Origin of the sequence: Schaalia sp. 19OD2882, assembly GCF_018986735.1 — a bacterium.
In the GTDB taxonomy this organism is placed as follows: domain Bacteria; phylum Actinomycetota; class Actinomycetes; order Actinomycetales; family Actinomycetaceae; genus Pauljensenia.
On record NZ_CP065521.1, the window covers coordinates 1,696,196 to 1,710,633 of the forward strand.

Sequence of the window (14,438 nt, forward strand, 5' to 3'; positions counted from 1 at the left end):
TCGGCCTTCGATCGAAGCCCACGGACCCGGTCCTCCACGCTGCCGGCACGTGCCGCACGCGGGACTTTCCGTGAGCCACTGTCGAAAACCGTCCGGTCCGGGTGGACTCTGGGTGGTGGCCCGTCCTGCGGCGCCGCATCGTGGCGGCGACGAGGACGGACGTAGTGAACCGGCCCGATCCCATTGAGGGAACGGGCCGGTCAGGGTCAGCGACGCAGGCCGAGACGCTCGATCAGCGAACGGTAGCGCTCGATGTCCACGTCGGCGAGGTAGCCGAGCAGGCGGCGGCGACGCCCGACCAGCAGCAGCAGGCCACGACGCGAGTGGTGGTCGTGGGTGTGGGTCTTGAAGTGCTCGGTGAGGTCCTTGATGCGGCGGCTCAGAAGAGCGATCTGGACCTCGGGGGAACCGGTGTCGCCCTCGTGGGTGGCGTACTCGGCGATGATCTGGTCCTTGACGTCCTTGGTCAGCGGCACTGGCTTCTCCTCATGTCTCGTTGCGCGGAGCCCGTGGGCTTGTCCCCCGGGCATACGATCCGCGGCCGTTCTGACGGCTGTGCAAGACTAGCACGCACCAATGCGCCCCCCGGCGCCCCAGTGGCACCCCTCACCACACGCACGGTGTGCGATCGGGCACGTCGCGGATGCGGGCGAGGGACAATCCTCACATGAGTTCTGACACCGCCGCCCCCGTCCTCGTCCCCCTGCACCCGGACCTCTTCCGCGCCGACGAACGCGAAGTCGTGACCACCGCGCGCCTGAGCGTCACCGCATTCACCTACCCCAGCGGGGTCGCAGCCCTGCGCGTGAGCGCCGGACGGGTCGAAGCGGTGCTGCTGCCACTGCGCGGACAGCAGGTGTGGCGTTACGCAGTGGACGGCATCGACCAGACGATGCGCACCCACTTCGGGCAGCCCACCGCCTCCACCGACTTCGGCCAGACCTACGGCCCCTTCCTGCTGCACTGCGGCCTGACCGGCATCGGCCACCCGCAGCCCGAGGACACCCACGCCCACCACGGGGAGCTGCCGAACATCGCCTACGAACGCGCCTGGTTGGAGGTTTGCACGGGCACTGAGGCCGACAGCGTCACCCTGGTGGGCACCACCCGGATCCGTTCCACCCACGCCATCGACCTGGAGTTCACTCCGCGCCTGACGATCTCGACCGACTCGACCGCCCTGGACGTGCACCCCACGGTGACGAACCTGCGGATGAAACCCTACGAATACTCCTACCTGTGCCATGTGAACTGGCGTTTCGAGCCCGCCACCTTGCACCAGTGGGCGCCGATGGACGCCGACCACTTCCGCTTCCACCCCACCGACGGGGCCACCCCTGAGACCGCGGCGTACATCGAGGCGATCACCGCGGACCCGGCCTCGTCGAACACCATCGACCTGGAGACTCCACTGGACCCCGAGTACTGCGCGCTGGTCACCCCTGTTGCCGACGAGGACGGTTGGACGGAGTTCCTCATGCGGCGCGCCGACGGGACGGTGCCCTCCGTGCGCTTCCGGACCGACCACCTGCCCTACGCGGTGAGGTGGCTGTCGAACACCGGTGACGAGCAGGCCGCCGGCATCGCCCTGCCCTCCACGGCCCACCACCTGGGGCGGGCGGGCGCCCGGGCCGAAGACATGCTGGTCACATTGGAGCCGGGCCAGACCCACGACTTCCACGTGGTCGTCGACGTGCTGGAGGGCGAACAGGGGGCCGCGCGAGTGGCGCAGGCGGACGCCCACAGTCTCCAGGACTGACCGCCTCGACGCTGCGCCGCGGGTTCTGCCCGTCAACAGCGCGCTGAAGCACCCCCCGTTCCCGCGGTGACGCTGTCCGGGTCGACGCGGCTGGACACGCCCACCCCCAGGACCGCCGCGGTCTTGCGCAGGTCGTCATCCATGCGGGCCAGCAGCGCGTCCACGGAGTCGAACTTCTCCATCCCGCGAATACGAGCCACGAAGGTCACGGCCACCTGCTCGCCGTACAGGTCCAGGTCGGAGCGGCCCAACACATGGGCCTCGACCGTGCGCACGGTCCCGCCGAACTGGGGGTTCGTGCCCACCGAGATCGCCGCGGGCAGGAACTCATTGGCCTCCGTGCCGGGCACGCGGCGCACCAGCCAGCCGGCGTAGACGCCGTCGGCGGGGATGACACCCTCGATGCCGGTTGCCAGGTTCGCCGTCGGAAAACCCAGGGTCCGGCCGCGCTTGTGCCCGTGCTCGACGGTGCCGCGGATCCGGTGCAGGTGCCCGAGCACGCGGGCCGCACCGGTGACGTCCCCGTCGGCCAGCAGGTCGCGCACCCAGGACGAGGACCAGCGGCGCCCCTCCGGGGCCTCGATGTCGGTGACCATGACCACATCGAAGTCCAACTGTCTGCCCAGCTCACGCAGGGTGTTGACGTCACCGGAGCTGTCACGGCCGAATCGGAAGTCCTCCCCGACGACGACTTCGGCCGCATGCAGGGCCTGGACCAAGTAGCGGCGGACGAACTCCTCTGCGCTGAGTGTGTACACCGACTGGTCGTAGTGGATGACCAGTGTCGCGTCCAACCCGGTGGCCGCCATGGCGTCCAGGCGGTCACGCAGGGGGTTGATGAGCTCCATGCCCGAGTCCGGGTCGTGGACCTTCCGAGGGTGCGGGTCGAAGGTGCAGGCGACCGACCGCAGGCCCTGCCTGGAGGCGCGTTCCACGCAGGCTCCGACCACTCTCTTGTGGCCCATGTGCATGCCGTCGAAGTTGCCGATGGTCACCACGGCGCGGGGACCATCGGCCACCTGGTCCAGGTCGGTCCAGATCTGCATCGGTCCGGCTCCTCTCGTCTCGTTGTCGTCCTCTTTCGCGCCGCGCGCGGCGCCCAGCCGGCGGCGTCGGCCGGGGCCCCGTCCACGCGCCCACGCATTTGCGCATGTGCGGACCACCTACGCGTGCGTGGGCCTCAGAAGACCAGGACCGTCCGAACCTTATCGTCATCGCAGCGCATCAGCCCCATCACGTGCCCCTCCGGAGTGCACACCCCCATGGGGCCGCCGGCCGCCTCTTCTGCCAGGGCCCGGACTTCCTCGGGAGTTCTCCTCGGAGCATTGCCGTGGGCGAAGCGGGCCGCCTCGTCCTGGTCCAGGTGCAGAACCGGGAACATGCGCCTGACCGCCTGCCCCAACCCGAGCGGGGCCACCAGCGGGTCCTCACCGTCTCGCGGATGCGCCTCTTCCAGCGCCGCAAGGCCCAAGGCGTCTGCCAGGGTGAAGGTTCCCACGCGAGTGCGACGAAGGGAGGTCAGGTGCGCCCCCACTCCCATGGCGGTGCCGAGGTCGCGGGCGAGGGCGCGCACATAGGTGCCCGATGAGCAGTCGACGAGGATGTCCACGTCGACCACGGGCCTCACCTGCCCTTCGACGAGGGCGGAGCTGGCGCGAGGCGACGCCAGGACTTCGAAGCGATTGACGGTGACTGGGCGAGCCTCCAATTGGACCTCCTGCCCTGCTCGGACGAGGGCGTGGGCGCGCCGTCCCCCGACCTTGATGGCGCTGACCGCGCTGGGCACCTGCATGATGGGCCCGCGCAACGCCGCCATTGCCGTCTCAAGTGCTGCCGGGTCGACCTCGGTGCAGCCGTGGGCGGAGGTCACCTGCCCGTCGGCGTCCTCGCTGTGGGTGCCCACCCCCAAGCGAATGGTCGCAGTGTAGGTCTTGGAGTCCGCGGTGACGTGGGTGAGCAGCCGTGTGGCCTTGCCGATGCCGATGACCAACACGCCAGTGGCCATCGGGTCCAGGCTGCCCGCATGGCCCACTTTGCGGGTGCGCGCCAGGCGTCGCACCGTCGAGACCACGTCGTGGCTGGTCATGCCCGAAGGCTTGTCGACCACGAGGATCCCCGGCACCGGCTCGTCCGGGCGTCGCGCCATGTCAGAGCGTCCCAGCCCGATCCTCGCGGGTGCTCTCACGGGAGGCGGACTCGCACCGGCGGTCCTCGGCGCCCTCGTCCTGATCGCCTTGACCTGCGAGGTCGAAGGCCTCGCCCTGGTCGGCAGCGTCCCAGTCGGTCTCGTACTCACCGGGCCTGCGGTATGGGTCCTCACCGCCCGCATAGGTCGCATTGGCCGCCACCTTCGCAATCTCGGCGTCCTTGGCGCGGGCCGCCGACAGGGCGTCCTCGATGGCGGCGGCGGTTTCGGGCAGGGCGTCCAGAATGAACTCGATGGTCGGTGTCAGGCGAATGCCCAAGGCCTTTCCGACCTCGGAGCGGATGATGCCCTTGGCCGACTCGAAGGCACGGGCGGTGGCCTTGCGGTCTTCCTCGTCGCCGAGCACCGTGTAGAAGATCGACGCGTGCTGCAGGTCACCAGTGGCGCGCACATCTGTGATGGTCACGAAGCCCAGACGGGGGTCCTTGATGCGTCGGCCCAGCATGCGAGCAACCGTCTGCTGGATCCTCTCTTCGACCTTGCGCACGCGCGACTCGTCTGCCATGGCGCTCCCCTTTCGTCCGGCGACACGTGGCCGCCCTCCTCGACACTGTCAGGCCACCCATCGTACGCGGCCGGGGCACTGCGGCCCCACGCCCAGTGCCTGGCGCCCGAGGCACCATCCACAAAAGTTCTTCCAAGGCTCGTCACCCGCCGCGGCTGGGACATGCAGCCCTGTGCGCAGCAGGTTCAGGAGTGCCCTTTGAGGACGCATGGACACTTCTCACCGCCGGAGTGAAACAAACGCGTACCCATGTCCCCCACTGGCGGCGGCCGGGGGGCCTGCGCGCGGACGGCTCCGCGCGCAGGCCGGCCTCGTCATCAGTCGCGAGGCTTCTCGCGCATCTCCCAGGTCTCGATGACATCGCCCTCGGCGATGTCCTTGTACCCCAAGGTGATACCGCACTCGAAGCCCTCACGGACCTCGGTGACATCGTCCTTCTCGCGACGCAGCGAGGCGATCTCGAGGTTGTCGGCGATGACCACACCGTCGCGGACCAGGCGGGCCTTCGTACCGCGCTTGATCGTGCCCGAACGCACGATCGAACCCGCGATGTTGCCGAACTTGCCGGAACGGAACACCTGGCGGATCTCCGCCGATCCCAGCTGGACCTCTTCGTAGATCGGCTTGAGCATGCCCTTGAGGGCCGCCTCGACGTCGTCGATGGCCGAGTAGATGACGTTGTAGTACTTGATCTCGACGCCCTCGGCGTCGGCAAGCGCCTGGACGCGCTCAGCCGGACGGACGTTGAAGGCGATGATGACCGCGTTGTCGACCGTGGCCAGGTTGACGTCGTTCTGCGTGATCGCACCGACACCGCGGTGGATGATGCGCAGCGCGACTTCGTCGCCGACCTCGATGCGAAGCAGCGAGTCCTCCAGGGCCTCGACGGCGCCCGACACGTCGCCCTTGATGACCAGGTTGAGGGTGTCGACGGCGCCCTCCTTGAGGACCTTGTCGAAGTCCTCCAGGGAGACGCGCTTGCGACGCTTGGCCAGCATGGCCTGACGCTCGGCGGCCTCACGCTTGTCAGCGATCTGGCGGGCCGTGCGGTCGTCCGGGGCGACCAGGAAGGAGTCACCCGCGCGCGGCACGGAGGTCAGGCCGATGACCTGGACCGGGGTCGACGGGATCGCCTCGGCGACCTCCTGGCCGTCGTCGTCGAACATGGCGCGAACACGACCGTAGGCGGAGCCCACCACCAGTGCGTCACCCACACGCAGCGTGCCTCGCTGGACCAGCATGGTCGCCACGGCGCCGCGACCCTTGTCCAAGTTGGCTTCGATGGCCACACCGCGGGCGTCGGTGTCGGGGTTGGCGGTCAGGTCCAAGGCCGCGTCGGCGGTCAGCAGGACGGCCTCCAGCAGGTCGTGAATGCCCTTGCGCTGCTTGGCGGAGACGTCGACGAACATCACGTCGCCGCCGTATTCCTCGGCGACCAGACCGTACTCGGTGAGCTGGGCGCGAATCTTGTCCGGGTTCGCGTCCTCCTTGTCGACCTTGTTGACGGCCACGACGATGGGCACGTTCGCGGCCTGCGCGTGGTTGATGGCCTCCACCGTCTGCGGCATGACACCGTCGTCGGCGGCGACCACGAGGATCGCGATGTCGGTGACCTGCGCACCGCGGGCACGCATGGCCGTGAAGGCCTCGTGACCGGGTGTGTCGATGAAGGTGATCGGACGATCGACCCCCTCGTGGGCGACGGTGACCTGGTAGGCGCCGATGTGCTGGGTGATGCCACCGTGCTCGGTGTCGACGACATCGGTGTGACGGATGGCGTCCAACAGTTTCGTCTTGCCGTGGTCGACGTGGCCCATGACGGTGACGACCGGCGGGCGTGCGACCAGGTGGTCGGCGTCGCCGAGTTCCTCGGCCTCGAGGTCGATGTCGAAGGACTCCAGCAGCTCACGGTCCTCGTCCTCGGGAGAGACGACCTTGACCTCGTAGCCGAGCTCGGCACCCAGTGCCTCGAAAGTGTCCTGGTCCAGGGACTGGGTGGCCGTGGCCATCTCGCCGAGGTGGAAGAGGACGGTCACCAGCGCCGCAGGATTGACGTTGATCTTCTCGGCGAGGTCGGCCAGCGACGCCCCCTGTCGGATGCGCACCTCCTGGCCGCCACCGCGCGGGATCGACACGCCGCCGATGACAGGGGCGTTCTGCTGCTCGAATTCCTGGCGCTTGGCGCGCTTGGACTTGCGGCCACGCTGGCTCTTTCCGCCACCGCGCCCGAATGCGCCGGGGGTGGAGCCACGGCCTGCGCCGCCACGGCCGCCCCGAGGCGGACCGAAGCTGGCACCTGCTCCGGCGCCTGCGCCTGCGCCTGCGCCGGGAGCACCACCCGGACGAGGGCCCGTTCCGCGGCCACGACCGCCGCCACCGGGGCGAGGACCACGATCCGCGCCGGCAGCACCACCACGGGCGAAGTTCGCCTGACCGGGCATCATTCCCGGGTTCGGACGATTGCCACCGGGACGCGGAGCGCCGGGGCGAGGACCGCCGGAGCCCGACTGGCCCGGGCGCGGGCCACCGGGACGGGCACCGCGCTCACCACCGGTGACACCGCCGGGACGCGGAGCGCCTGGACGAGGTGCGCCGGGGCGCGGACCGCCGGAACCGCCGGGGCGAGGCATGCCCTGGCTGGAGGCGTAAGGGTTGTTGCCCGGGCGCGGACCCGCAGGTCGCGGCGTAGGGCGAGGGGCTCCCGGACGCGGGGCTCCTGAGCGCGGGCCGGGCTGGGCCTGGCCCTGGGGTGCGCGGGGAGCGGGGGCCGCAGGCTTGGCTTGCGCGGAAGGCGTTGCCGAAGCGGGTCGGGCGGGAGCCGCGGGAGCAGGTGCCGACGGTGCAGGCGCTGCCGGTGACGCCGCAGAAGCGGGAGCTCCCGGGGTGGGCGCTGCGGGGGCGGGGGCCGCCGAGGTCTTCGGGCCCTGGGGCTTGGGGGCGGCGGGCTTCCTGCCCGCGGTCGGCTTGGCTGCGGCGGGCTTGGGGGCCTCGGGAGCCGCAGGCTTGGGGGCGAGGGCTTCGAAGTGCCCACGCACTGCACGCACGACCGGGGGTTCGAGGGCCGATGAGGCCCCCTTGACGAACTCGCCCTTTTCCTTGAGGTGCGTGAGTAGTTCCTTGCTGGTGATTCCGAGCTCCTTGGCGAGCTCGTGGACACGCAACTTTGCCACAATTCTCCTGTCCGGGCGCATCTCCGGACGGAGACGCACTACTTGGTCTGCTGGCAGCTCATCGCTGGGTACTCATCGGGTGCCCATCAGCTTCCGACCCGCTTCCATACTCGAGTCAGGCGCACACTGCGCCATGACGTGGTCGTGGAGCTGTTCCCACACATGCTCACCCACCTCATGGCGGAGTCGCAGTGCCCGGGTCAGCGACTTGCGCCGCTGCGCCCTCGTCAGGCAGTCGAGGTCGGCGTGCACCCACGCCCCCCTGCCTGGAAGAACCGCTCCCGGGTCCACGGTTGCGGACCCGTTCGGGGTGGCCGCGATGCGGATGAGTTCCGACCGCGCTCCCCTGGCGCCGCATCCGACGCAGGTCCTCACCGGCCCGGGAATGCTCCCGGTATCAGGGCGAGGACGCGCTCGAAAGTACGGCACGACCACAGATTCTAGTCCAGTGGGGCGCCCGGCCCGACAAGGGGTCGTGAGCGAATCGTCACGAAACGCCCTCCCTCGCTTCACGCCGAAGCGGCGCGCTCAGCGCACCAGGTCGCTTTCAGGCGAGGCCTCATAGCCGTCAACGAGGTCGGGCATCGACGAACGCGACGCGCCCTCTTCCTGGCCGGTCTCGGTGTCGGCGTGGATGTCGATGTGGTAGCCGGTCAGACGCGCGGCCAGGCGGGCGTTCTGCCCTTCCTTGCCGATGGCCAAGGAGAGCTGGAAGTCCGGGACGATTGCCGTGGCGTTGCGGTTCTCCACCGAGTGCACGACCACGCGGGTCACACGTGCCGGCGACAGGGAGTTGGCGACGAAACGCGCCGGATCGTCCGAGTGGTCGACGATGTCGATCTTCTCCCCACCGAGCTCGGTCATGACGGCTCGCACCCGCGAACCCATCGGGCCGATGCATGCGCCCTTGGCGTTGATGCCCTCACGGCGGGCGGACACGGCGATCTTCGTGCGGTGCCCGGCCTCGCGGGCAATCGCGCGAATGTCGACCTGTCCCTGTTGGATCTCCGGGACCTCGCGTTCGAACAGGCCGAGGACCAGACCGGGGTGGGTGCGCGACAGGGTGATGCGCGGACCCTTCTCGGTACGCTCGACGGCCACCACGTAGGCGCGGATGCGGTCCCCGTGGGACCAGGACTCGCCGGGAACCTTCTCCGTGTCGGGCAGGATCGCCTCGAAGTCGCCGGGCAGGAGGACCCGGGTCACGCGCATGTCACGTGACTGCTGGACGATGCCGGTGACGATCTTTCCCTGCGAGGCCGCGAAGTCGCCGAGTACCCTCTGGTCGTCGGCGTCACGCAGCCGCTGCATGATGACGGAGCGGGCGGTGGCCTGGGCGATGCGCCCGAAGTTGCGGGGGGTGTCGTCGAACTCGCCGATCGGATTGCCGTCCTCGTCCTCGTCCATCGCCATGACGGTGACGCGGCCGGTCTTCTTGTCGATCTCGATACGGGCCCGGGTGATGGCTCCGGGAATGTTGTGGTACGCCTTGAGCAGGGCTTCTTCGATGGCGTCGACCAAGGTGTCCAGTGCGACGCCCTTCTCCTGCTCGACCATCCGCAGGGCTGTCATGTCGATTTCCATGCTCGCCTCACTCCTCACGCTCGTCGACCGACGTGAACTCGACGCGTGCACGCGCCTTCTTCACCTGTACGTACTCGATGGTAGTCGAGGACCCGTCGACCTCCATCGTGACGCAGTCCTCGCCCGCCGCCACGACCCGGCCCTCGACCCGGGATCCGTCGCGCAGTTTGACCGTGGCCAGGCGCCCCACCTGTCGCAGCCAATGGCGCGGCCGGGTGAGTTCGCGTTCGGCACCGGGGGTGGAGACCTCCAGCAGGTACTCCTCCTGGATCGGGTCGGCCACGTCGAGCGCCTTCGAAACGCAGCGGGAGACCTCGGCCAGCGTGTCGGAGTCCACTCCCGCCCGACCCGGCGGCGCGTCGACGGTCACTCGCAGCAGGGTCATGCCGGACTGTGTGGCTCGGGTGACGCAGTCGAGTTCCAGTCCTGCGGCCTCGACGACGGGGGCCAGCAGGTCGTGGATCGCTTCGATCGTGCGCGGTGCGGACACGGGTCCTCCTTGGGGACGAGGGCGGGGCTTGCGCGCGCCTGCGCGCAGGCACAGTTCTGGCGACGACACGATTGACATCTCGATCGTACCTGTGGGCCGCCCGTGGGATGATGACCGGGTGCGAGTCAACGACCGGGGTCGGACCCCTACATTCAGGCCGCGTGGCGCCGCCCTCGTCTGGGCCGCCGCCCTGGTGGTGAGCCTTGGCGCATGCGCCGGCTCGCCGGTGAGCGGGAAGGTGGTGCCCAGCGAACTGCCACCCCTCGAAGGACCTGCCCTGTCCCGGGACGTGGCGGCCCGCACCGAGGCGGCGGCGGCTCGTCGCGCAGAGGAACTCGCTGCCCGCGCCACGTCCTGCGCCTCGTGTCGCACGGCCCTGGAGTCCTTGGCCACCTCGTCCAAGCAGCGCCTGGACGCCCTGGGGGGCATGTGGGACCCGTGGGAAGGCGCCGACCATGAGGGCGCCGGCCACGTACCTGCGCTTGCGGATGCTCCGGCGACCGTCCCGGCTCTGGTCGCCTGGCTGCTGGCCTCCTCCGAACGCGACTGGGCCAGCGCCGCATCCGCGGACACCAGTGCGGGCGACGCCTACGCCCTGACGGGTGTGGCGGCCGGACGCTGGTCGGCTGCACTCACGCTGGCAGGCGCGTACGGGATCGAACCCGAAGCGGCCGAGTCCTCCGTGTGGGCAACCGCCCAGCGCATGACGACCCTGACGGCGAGCGACACCCATGCGGCCGATTGGCACCTTCCGGGCCAGGCGCGGGACTTCGGCGCCGATTGGCCACAGTCCTTGGGCACTCCGGCGTCGCTGGCCTCGGAGCCGCGTCTGGCACCAGCAGTGCGCGTGTGGGACTGCGCAGCCCAAAGCCTTGTCAAGGCGGAGCTCGTGGACCACACGCTGTCCGGGTCGGAGGCACTCTCGGAGCGTCTGCTCACCCGGGTCGACGCCCTCCTCGGCGCGGGGGTCGCCGACCAGCGGGCGTTCCGGTGCACCTTGGGCAGCGACCCGTCCGGTCTTGCCTCGGCTCTTCTGACGACGGACCTGAGCCTGGTCGGCTCGGACTCTCCCGGGGTGCGGGCGTTGGGGGTTCATCTCTTCCGCGAGGACTTGGCATCATGGCGCCCATTGGCCCCGTCCGTGATCTCGACCCCGACCTTCGGCACTGTGCCCGCCCCTGTCACCGACGAGGTCGGCGGCCAGTCCTCCTGAGGCCGGCAGGGCACGTGGGTCGCCTCGCTCGGCATCACATGAGGTCAGTCGACGCTCAGTCGACTTCGGCCACCGGCGCGCAGAGCATCCCCGCCTGTTCCAGCTGCCCCGCAAGGCCCAACAGCAGGTCCTCCCTGCCCCACCGGGCCACGAACTGCGCACCCACCGGCATGCCATTGGGGGCGAACCCCGCGTGGACGCTCATCGCCGGATGACCTGACACGTTGAAGATCGCCGTGTTCGACACGAGCGGCGTGCACTTGGCGAGTGCGCGAGCAGCACCCAGCCCTTCAAGGGAGTGCGCCCCGAGCGGCAGCACGGGCATGGTCGGCAGCATGACCAGGTCGGCCCCACCGAAGACGGCGTCCACCCCGGCGCGCACCCTCTGACAATCCGTCACTGCCGCCCGCACCATCGCCTGTGGAAGCCTCGCGCCGATGCGGGCGCTGGCCCGCGTACGCCTTTCCAGCAGCTGCGGGTGTTCGACCTGCGTCAACTCCTCGTGGATGCCGGCGGCGAAGAGGGTGAGGAAAGGGAAGGTGGGGACGGGCCATGCGGCTCGCCCTCGTCGAAGGTCCTGTCCGAGGGTGGTCACCTGCACGGCGAATGCATCAACGGCGCGCGCGACATCGGGGGGCAGGCGCATCCCGGGCATGACCTGCGTGTCGGTGTGGAGGATGCGCAGTGGGCGGGAGGGCGCGCCCTGCGCGGCATCGGCGAAGGGGCGCTCGGGTGCTTCCAGGCGCCACCGGTCGACCTCGACATTGCCGCTGATGACGTCCAGGACCACGCCCATGTCGACGGCGCTGCGCGTGATGGCGCCGAAGGTGGCCAGTCCGTGCCAGTGCTGCGCAAGTGGCGCCGAACTCACGCGCCCTCGAGTGGGTTTCATGCCCATGACCCCGCAGGCCGAGGCGGGGATGCGCAGGGAGCCTCCCCCGTCGGCGCCCATGGCGACCGGGACGACACCTGCGGCCACGGCCACTGCCGAGCCTCCCGAGGAGCCGCCGGGTGAGCGAGTCGGATCCCATGGGTTCAGGCAGGGGCCGTGGTGTTCGGACTCGGTGGTCGGAAAGTGTCCGAACTCCGGCATGTTGGTGCGGGCGACGATGACGGCGCCGGCGCCTCGCAGGCGCCGCACGACCTCGCAGTCAGCGCTGGCAGGGGTCGAATTGCCCCGCCCGCCCAAGGTGGTGACGTCGCCGGTGACGTCGTACTCCTCCTTGACCGCCACGGGAACTCCCGCCAAGGGCAGGTCTCCTGCGTGCGCCCGTGGGTCGGCCAGTCGGGCGGCCAGGGCCGCCGCCTCCGCGAGCGCCTCCTTGCGGCGAATGCGCGTGAAGGCGTTGAGGTGCGCATTGACCCCTTCGGCTCGCTCCAGACTCGCAGTGACGGCCTCGCCCGGCGCGGTGGTGCCGGAGGAGACCTGGCGGGCAATGGTCACCGCGTCTGGACTGGGGCCAAAGGTGCCGTTCACATGTCCTCCTCGATCACGCCGGGCCCAAGGGAGTCGGCCCACGTCGAGTGTAGGTGGGCCCCCGGCTGCGTGAGCCCCGCACCCGCCGGAGTGGATCGACCGACCATAGACTTGGGGCCATGCCGACCCCTTCACTGCCCAGCGACCTTGCCGCATTGCTTCCCGCTTCTGATGCGGCTGCGCCCTGCGAGCCCTGCGAGGAGGGACTGTGGGCGGTGGCCGGGGCACACGCCTTCTTCCTCGTCGACGGGGGCGGGGCCCGTTCCTCCGGGATGTGGTACGAGGTTCAACACGTGACCTGGGAGGCGACCTCGCGCGCCCTGACCGTGACCTGGACGGACCCGGGGCTGGCTCCGGCGCGAGCGGTGACCCTGTCAACGGACCCGCGGGCTTTCCTTGTCCGGGTTCGCGAATCGGTCGAACGCACACAGGTCGTGCAACGCCGGCTGCGCACCCACAATGGCACACGGGTTGTCGCCCAGGTGCGGCGCGCCCCTGATGGGACGCTGTTCTCGGTTCTCACCGCCGACGGTCCCGTGGATGCCCGGGCCGAGGAGGAGGCGTTGATGCTGGAACGCGAGGTGCGTGAAAGCGTCGGCCTGGACTGAATGGCGGCCGATCCTGGGCCGAGGCGCTGAACGCCGCCGAGGTGGCCGAGCCCGCTCTCCTACCGACCTTGCAGCACCCCTACCGACATCGCTGCACCCCTACCGACATCGCTGCACCCCTGCCGACGCTGCCACGTCGGTAGGAAGGTCATTGCGTCGGCGGCAAGTTCGTTCCTCGGATCCGAGCAGCCGTGCAAGGCAGCCCGCCCGCGAGCCCGTGGCAGTGTCAGCAAGCCGCCCGCGCCCCGGGTCGAGGCACATGGAAGCGTCGCCGAGGTCCGTCACAGTCGCAACTCGGCGGAGCCCACAGTCCCGATCGGTGCTGCTCCCAGCGCAATCGCCTCCCCGATGGAACACCTGGACCGACCCTGTTGCGCAACCTCTCGAAGTCTTCGAAGTCTTCCCAACCGATGCGGGTGACCTTCCACCCGTTCCTTTCCAATGTGCGTTGGCGAACCATCTGCTCACGCACGGCCCGGTGGAACTCGGCCTGGTCCTTGCCGAGTTTTCCGATGCCGTCGAACTCGAAAGCCTCATCCCTTCGCTGGTCTGCAATGTCGATGAAGTACCGTTGGCCGTCGATTCGGACCTCGAACTGTGTCCTCAGGTCATCGCGCCCACTCGACTTGAGCGCCCAGAGCAATGCTGCCTCGCCAGGATTCTGGCATCCGGCATCAGCGGCAAGAACGATCTCCTTGGCTCGACGCCAACCGCGTGCGCTGTCGAGCCCGTCGAGGCGCGCAAGCATACGCGCACGCACTTCTGCTTCGGCATGTCGAGAACTGTCGAGGTCGAAGGGGGTGAATGAAGTGCGATGTGCAAGCACTGCACACACGGCGACGAAGGCTTCCAAGGGTTCGCAGGTCAGAGCCATGCGGATTGCGGTGTCCTCCAGCGACTCGGCAAGGATTCCGTCAATGTCCACCACCTCGCCCCCAAGGTCCACCCTCGTCTGGCGAACAACGACCTCGGGCACGGTGACACCATTGACGTGCACTGCGGGCAGCCGTGTTCGCCGTACGGTCTGCGGAGCGCTCACATGCACATCGGGATTGCGGACCCACCCTGTGAGGCCGTGTGCCACGAGAGCGCTGGCATTGACGAGGACGATCCGCTGCTTCGATGCGGCCACAGTCACCTCCGCCCTCGCACGGGCGACCAGATCCCACAAATCCCACGGCGCCATGCCGCATGCTCGGGGAATGCGCAGGTGGTACCCCCGACGCAGGCGGACGACCTCGCCGTCGCAGGACAGCGATCTGGACAGTGTGCCGGTGGTTCGGATGATGTGGGGGTGAGGCTCCATGATGTCAAGCATGTGAATCCGGAAATGACAGGACCAGTGGTGGATGGTGGGCCTGTGGACGAGCGAAGTGCGGAGGCCGGGTTGTGGACAATCGATGGCCGACGGCATTACTGGGGCACC

Annotated in this window: 13 protein-coding genes; 3 read left to right on the plus strand and 10 right to left on the minus strand. The window is 69.3% G+C overall.

Annotated elements, in window-relative coordinates:
• Nucleotides 1-206: 206 nt before the first annotated feature.
• Nucleotides 207-476, minus strand: coding sequence for a 30S ribosomal protein S15 (rpsO, locus tag I6B53_RS07540; protein ID WP_216763661.1), 270 nt, complete (start codon nucleotides 474-476; stop codon nucleotides 207-209).
• Nucleotides 477-667: 191 nt separating this feature from the next.
• Here rpsO and I6B53_RS07545 point away from each other — a divergent pair, with 191 nt between their 5' ends.
• Nucleotides 668-1,759, plus strand: a complete 1,092-nt coding sequence (locus I6B53_RS07545) for a DUF4432 family protein (protein WP_216763662.1) — start codon at nucleotides 668-670, stop codon at nucleotides 1,757-1,759.
• A gap of 32 nt (nucleotides 1,760-1,791) precedes the next feature.
• On the opposite strand, the gene I6B53_RS07550 is transcribed toward I6B53_RS07545, so the two are convergent.
• The 7 genes from I6B53_RS07550 to rimP form a co-directional block, all read right to left on the minus strand.
• Nucleotides 1,792-2,805 carry a bifunctional riboflavin kinase/FAD synthetase gene (locus I6B53_RS07550; RefSeq protein ID WP_216763663.1) on the minus strand — a complete coding sequence of 338 codons (1,014 nt, stop codon included), beginning with the start codon at nucleotides 2,803-2,805 and terminating at the stop codon, nucleotides 1,792-1,794.
• Between the two features lie 134 nt (nucleotides 2,806-2,939).
• Complete coding sequence (truB, locus tag I6B53_RS07555; RefSeq protein WP_216763664.1) at nucleotides 2,940-3,905, minus strand: tRNA pseudouridine(55) synthase TruB; 966 nt, start codon at nucleotides 3,903-3,905, stop codon at nucleotides 2,940-2,942.
• 1 nt (nucleotide 3,906) lies between these two features.
• Entirely contained in the window at nucleotides 3,907-4,470 is a 564-nt protein-coding gene (gene rbfA / locus I6B53_RS07560) for a 30S ribosome-binding factor RbfA (protein WP_216763665.1), read from the minus strand.
• A 317-nt stretch (nucleotides 4,471-4,787) separates the two neighbouring features.
• The gene (infB, locus tag I6B53_RS07565; protein WP_216763666.1) at nucleotides 4,788-7,640 is read right to left on the minus strand and encodes a translation initiation factor IF-2; all 2,853 of its coding nucleotides are present in this window, start codon (nucleotides 7,638-7,640) and stop codon (nucleotides 4,788-4,790) included.
• Between the two features lie 72 nt (nucleotides 7,641-7,712).
• A complete protein-coding gene (locus I6B53_RS07570; RefSeq protein ID WP_367880378.1) occupies nucleotides 7,713-8,153 on the minus strand; it encodes a YlxR family protein in 441 nt (146 codons plus the stop codon).
• A 15-nt stretch (nucleotides 8,154-8,168) separates the two neighbouring features.
• Nucleotides 8,169-9,224, minus strand: a complete 1,056-nt coding sequence (gene nusA / locus I6B53_RS07575; protein ID WP_216763668.1) for a transcription termination factor NusA — start codon at nucleotides 9,222-9,224, stop codon at nucleotides 8,169-8,171.
• A gap of 7 nt (nucleotides 9,225-9,231) precedes the next feature.
• The gene (gene rimP, locus I6B53_RS07580; protein WP_253953820.1) at nucleotides 9,232-9,714 is read right to left on the minus strand and encodes a ribosome maturation factor RimP; all 483 of its coding nucleotides are present in this window, start codon (nucleotides 9,712-9,714) and stop codon (nucleotides 9,232-9,234) included.
• 241 nt (nucleotides 9,715-9,955) lie between these two features.
• Between rimP and I6B53_RS07585 the strand changes: the two genes are divergently transcribed.
• Nucleotides 9,956-10,927 (plus strand): hypothetical protein, encoded by a 972-nt coding sequence (locus I6B53_RS07585; RefSeq protein ID WP_216763670.1) that lies wholly within the window; start codon nucleotides 9,956-9,958, stop codon nucleotides 10,925-10,927.
• A 55-nt stretch (nucleotides 10,928-10,982) separates the two neighbouring features.
• Here the strand turns inward: I6B53_RS07585 and I6B53_RS07590 are convergent, their stop codons facing one another.
• Nucleotides 10,983-12,404, minus strand: a complete 1,422-nt coding sequence (locus I6B53_RS07590) for an amidase family protein (protein ID WP_216763671.1) — start codon at nucleotides 12,402-12,404, stop codon at nucleotides 10,983-10,985.
• Between the two features lie 119 nt (nucleotides 12,405-12,523).
• On the opposite strand from I6B53_RS07590, the gene I6B53_RS07595 reads away from it, so the two are divergent.
• Nucleotides 12,524-13,012 carry a hypothetical protein gene (locus I6B53_RS07595; protein ID WP_216763672.1) on the plus strand — a complete coding sequence of 163 codons (489 nt, stop codon included), beginning with the start codon at nucleotides 12,524-12,526 and terminating at the stop codon, nucleotides 13,010-13,012.
• Nucleotides 13,013-13,238: 226 nt separating this feature from the next.
• Here the strand turns inward: I6B53_RS07595 and I6B53_RS07600 are convergent, their stop codons facing one another.
• Nucleotides 13,239-14,318, minus strand: coding sequence for a hypothetical protein (locus I6B53_RS07600; protein WP_216763673.1), 1,080 nt, complete (start codon nucleotides 14,316-14,318; stop codon nucleotides 13,239-13,241).
• Nucleotides 14,319-14,438 lie beyond the last annotated feature (120 nt).

Coding starts and splice junctions, on each gene's coding strand:
- I6B53_RS07545 (WP_216763662.1), top strand. CDS start 668: ATGAGTTCTGACACCGCCGCCCCCGTCCTCGTCCCCCTGCACCCGGAC.
- I6B53_RS07550 (WP_216763663.1), bottom strand. CDS start 2,805: ATGCAGATCTGGACCGACCTGGACCAGGTGGCCGATGGTCCCCGCGCC.
- truB (WP_216763664.1), bottom strand. CDS start 3,905: ATGGCGCGACGCCCGGACGAGCCGGTGCCGGGGATCCTCGTGGTCGAC.
- rbfA (WP_216763665.1), bottom strand. CDS start 4,470: ATGGCAGACGAGTCGCGCGTGCGCAAGGTCGAAGAGAGGATCCAGCAG.
- nusA (WP_216763668.1), bottom strand. CDS start 9,224: ATGGAAATCGACATGACAGCCCTGCGGATGGTCGAGCAGGAGAAGGGC.
- I6B53_RS07595 (WP_216763672.1), top strand. CDS start 12,524: ATGCCGACCCCTTCACTGCCCAGCGACCTTGCCGCATTGCTTCCCGCT.
- I6B53_RS07600 (WP_216763673.1), bottom strand. CDS start 14,318: ATGGAGCCTCACCCCCACATCATCCGAACCACCGGCACACTGTCCAGA.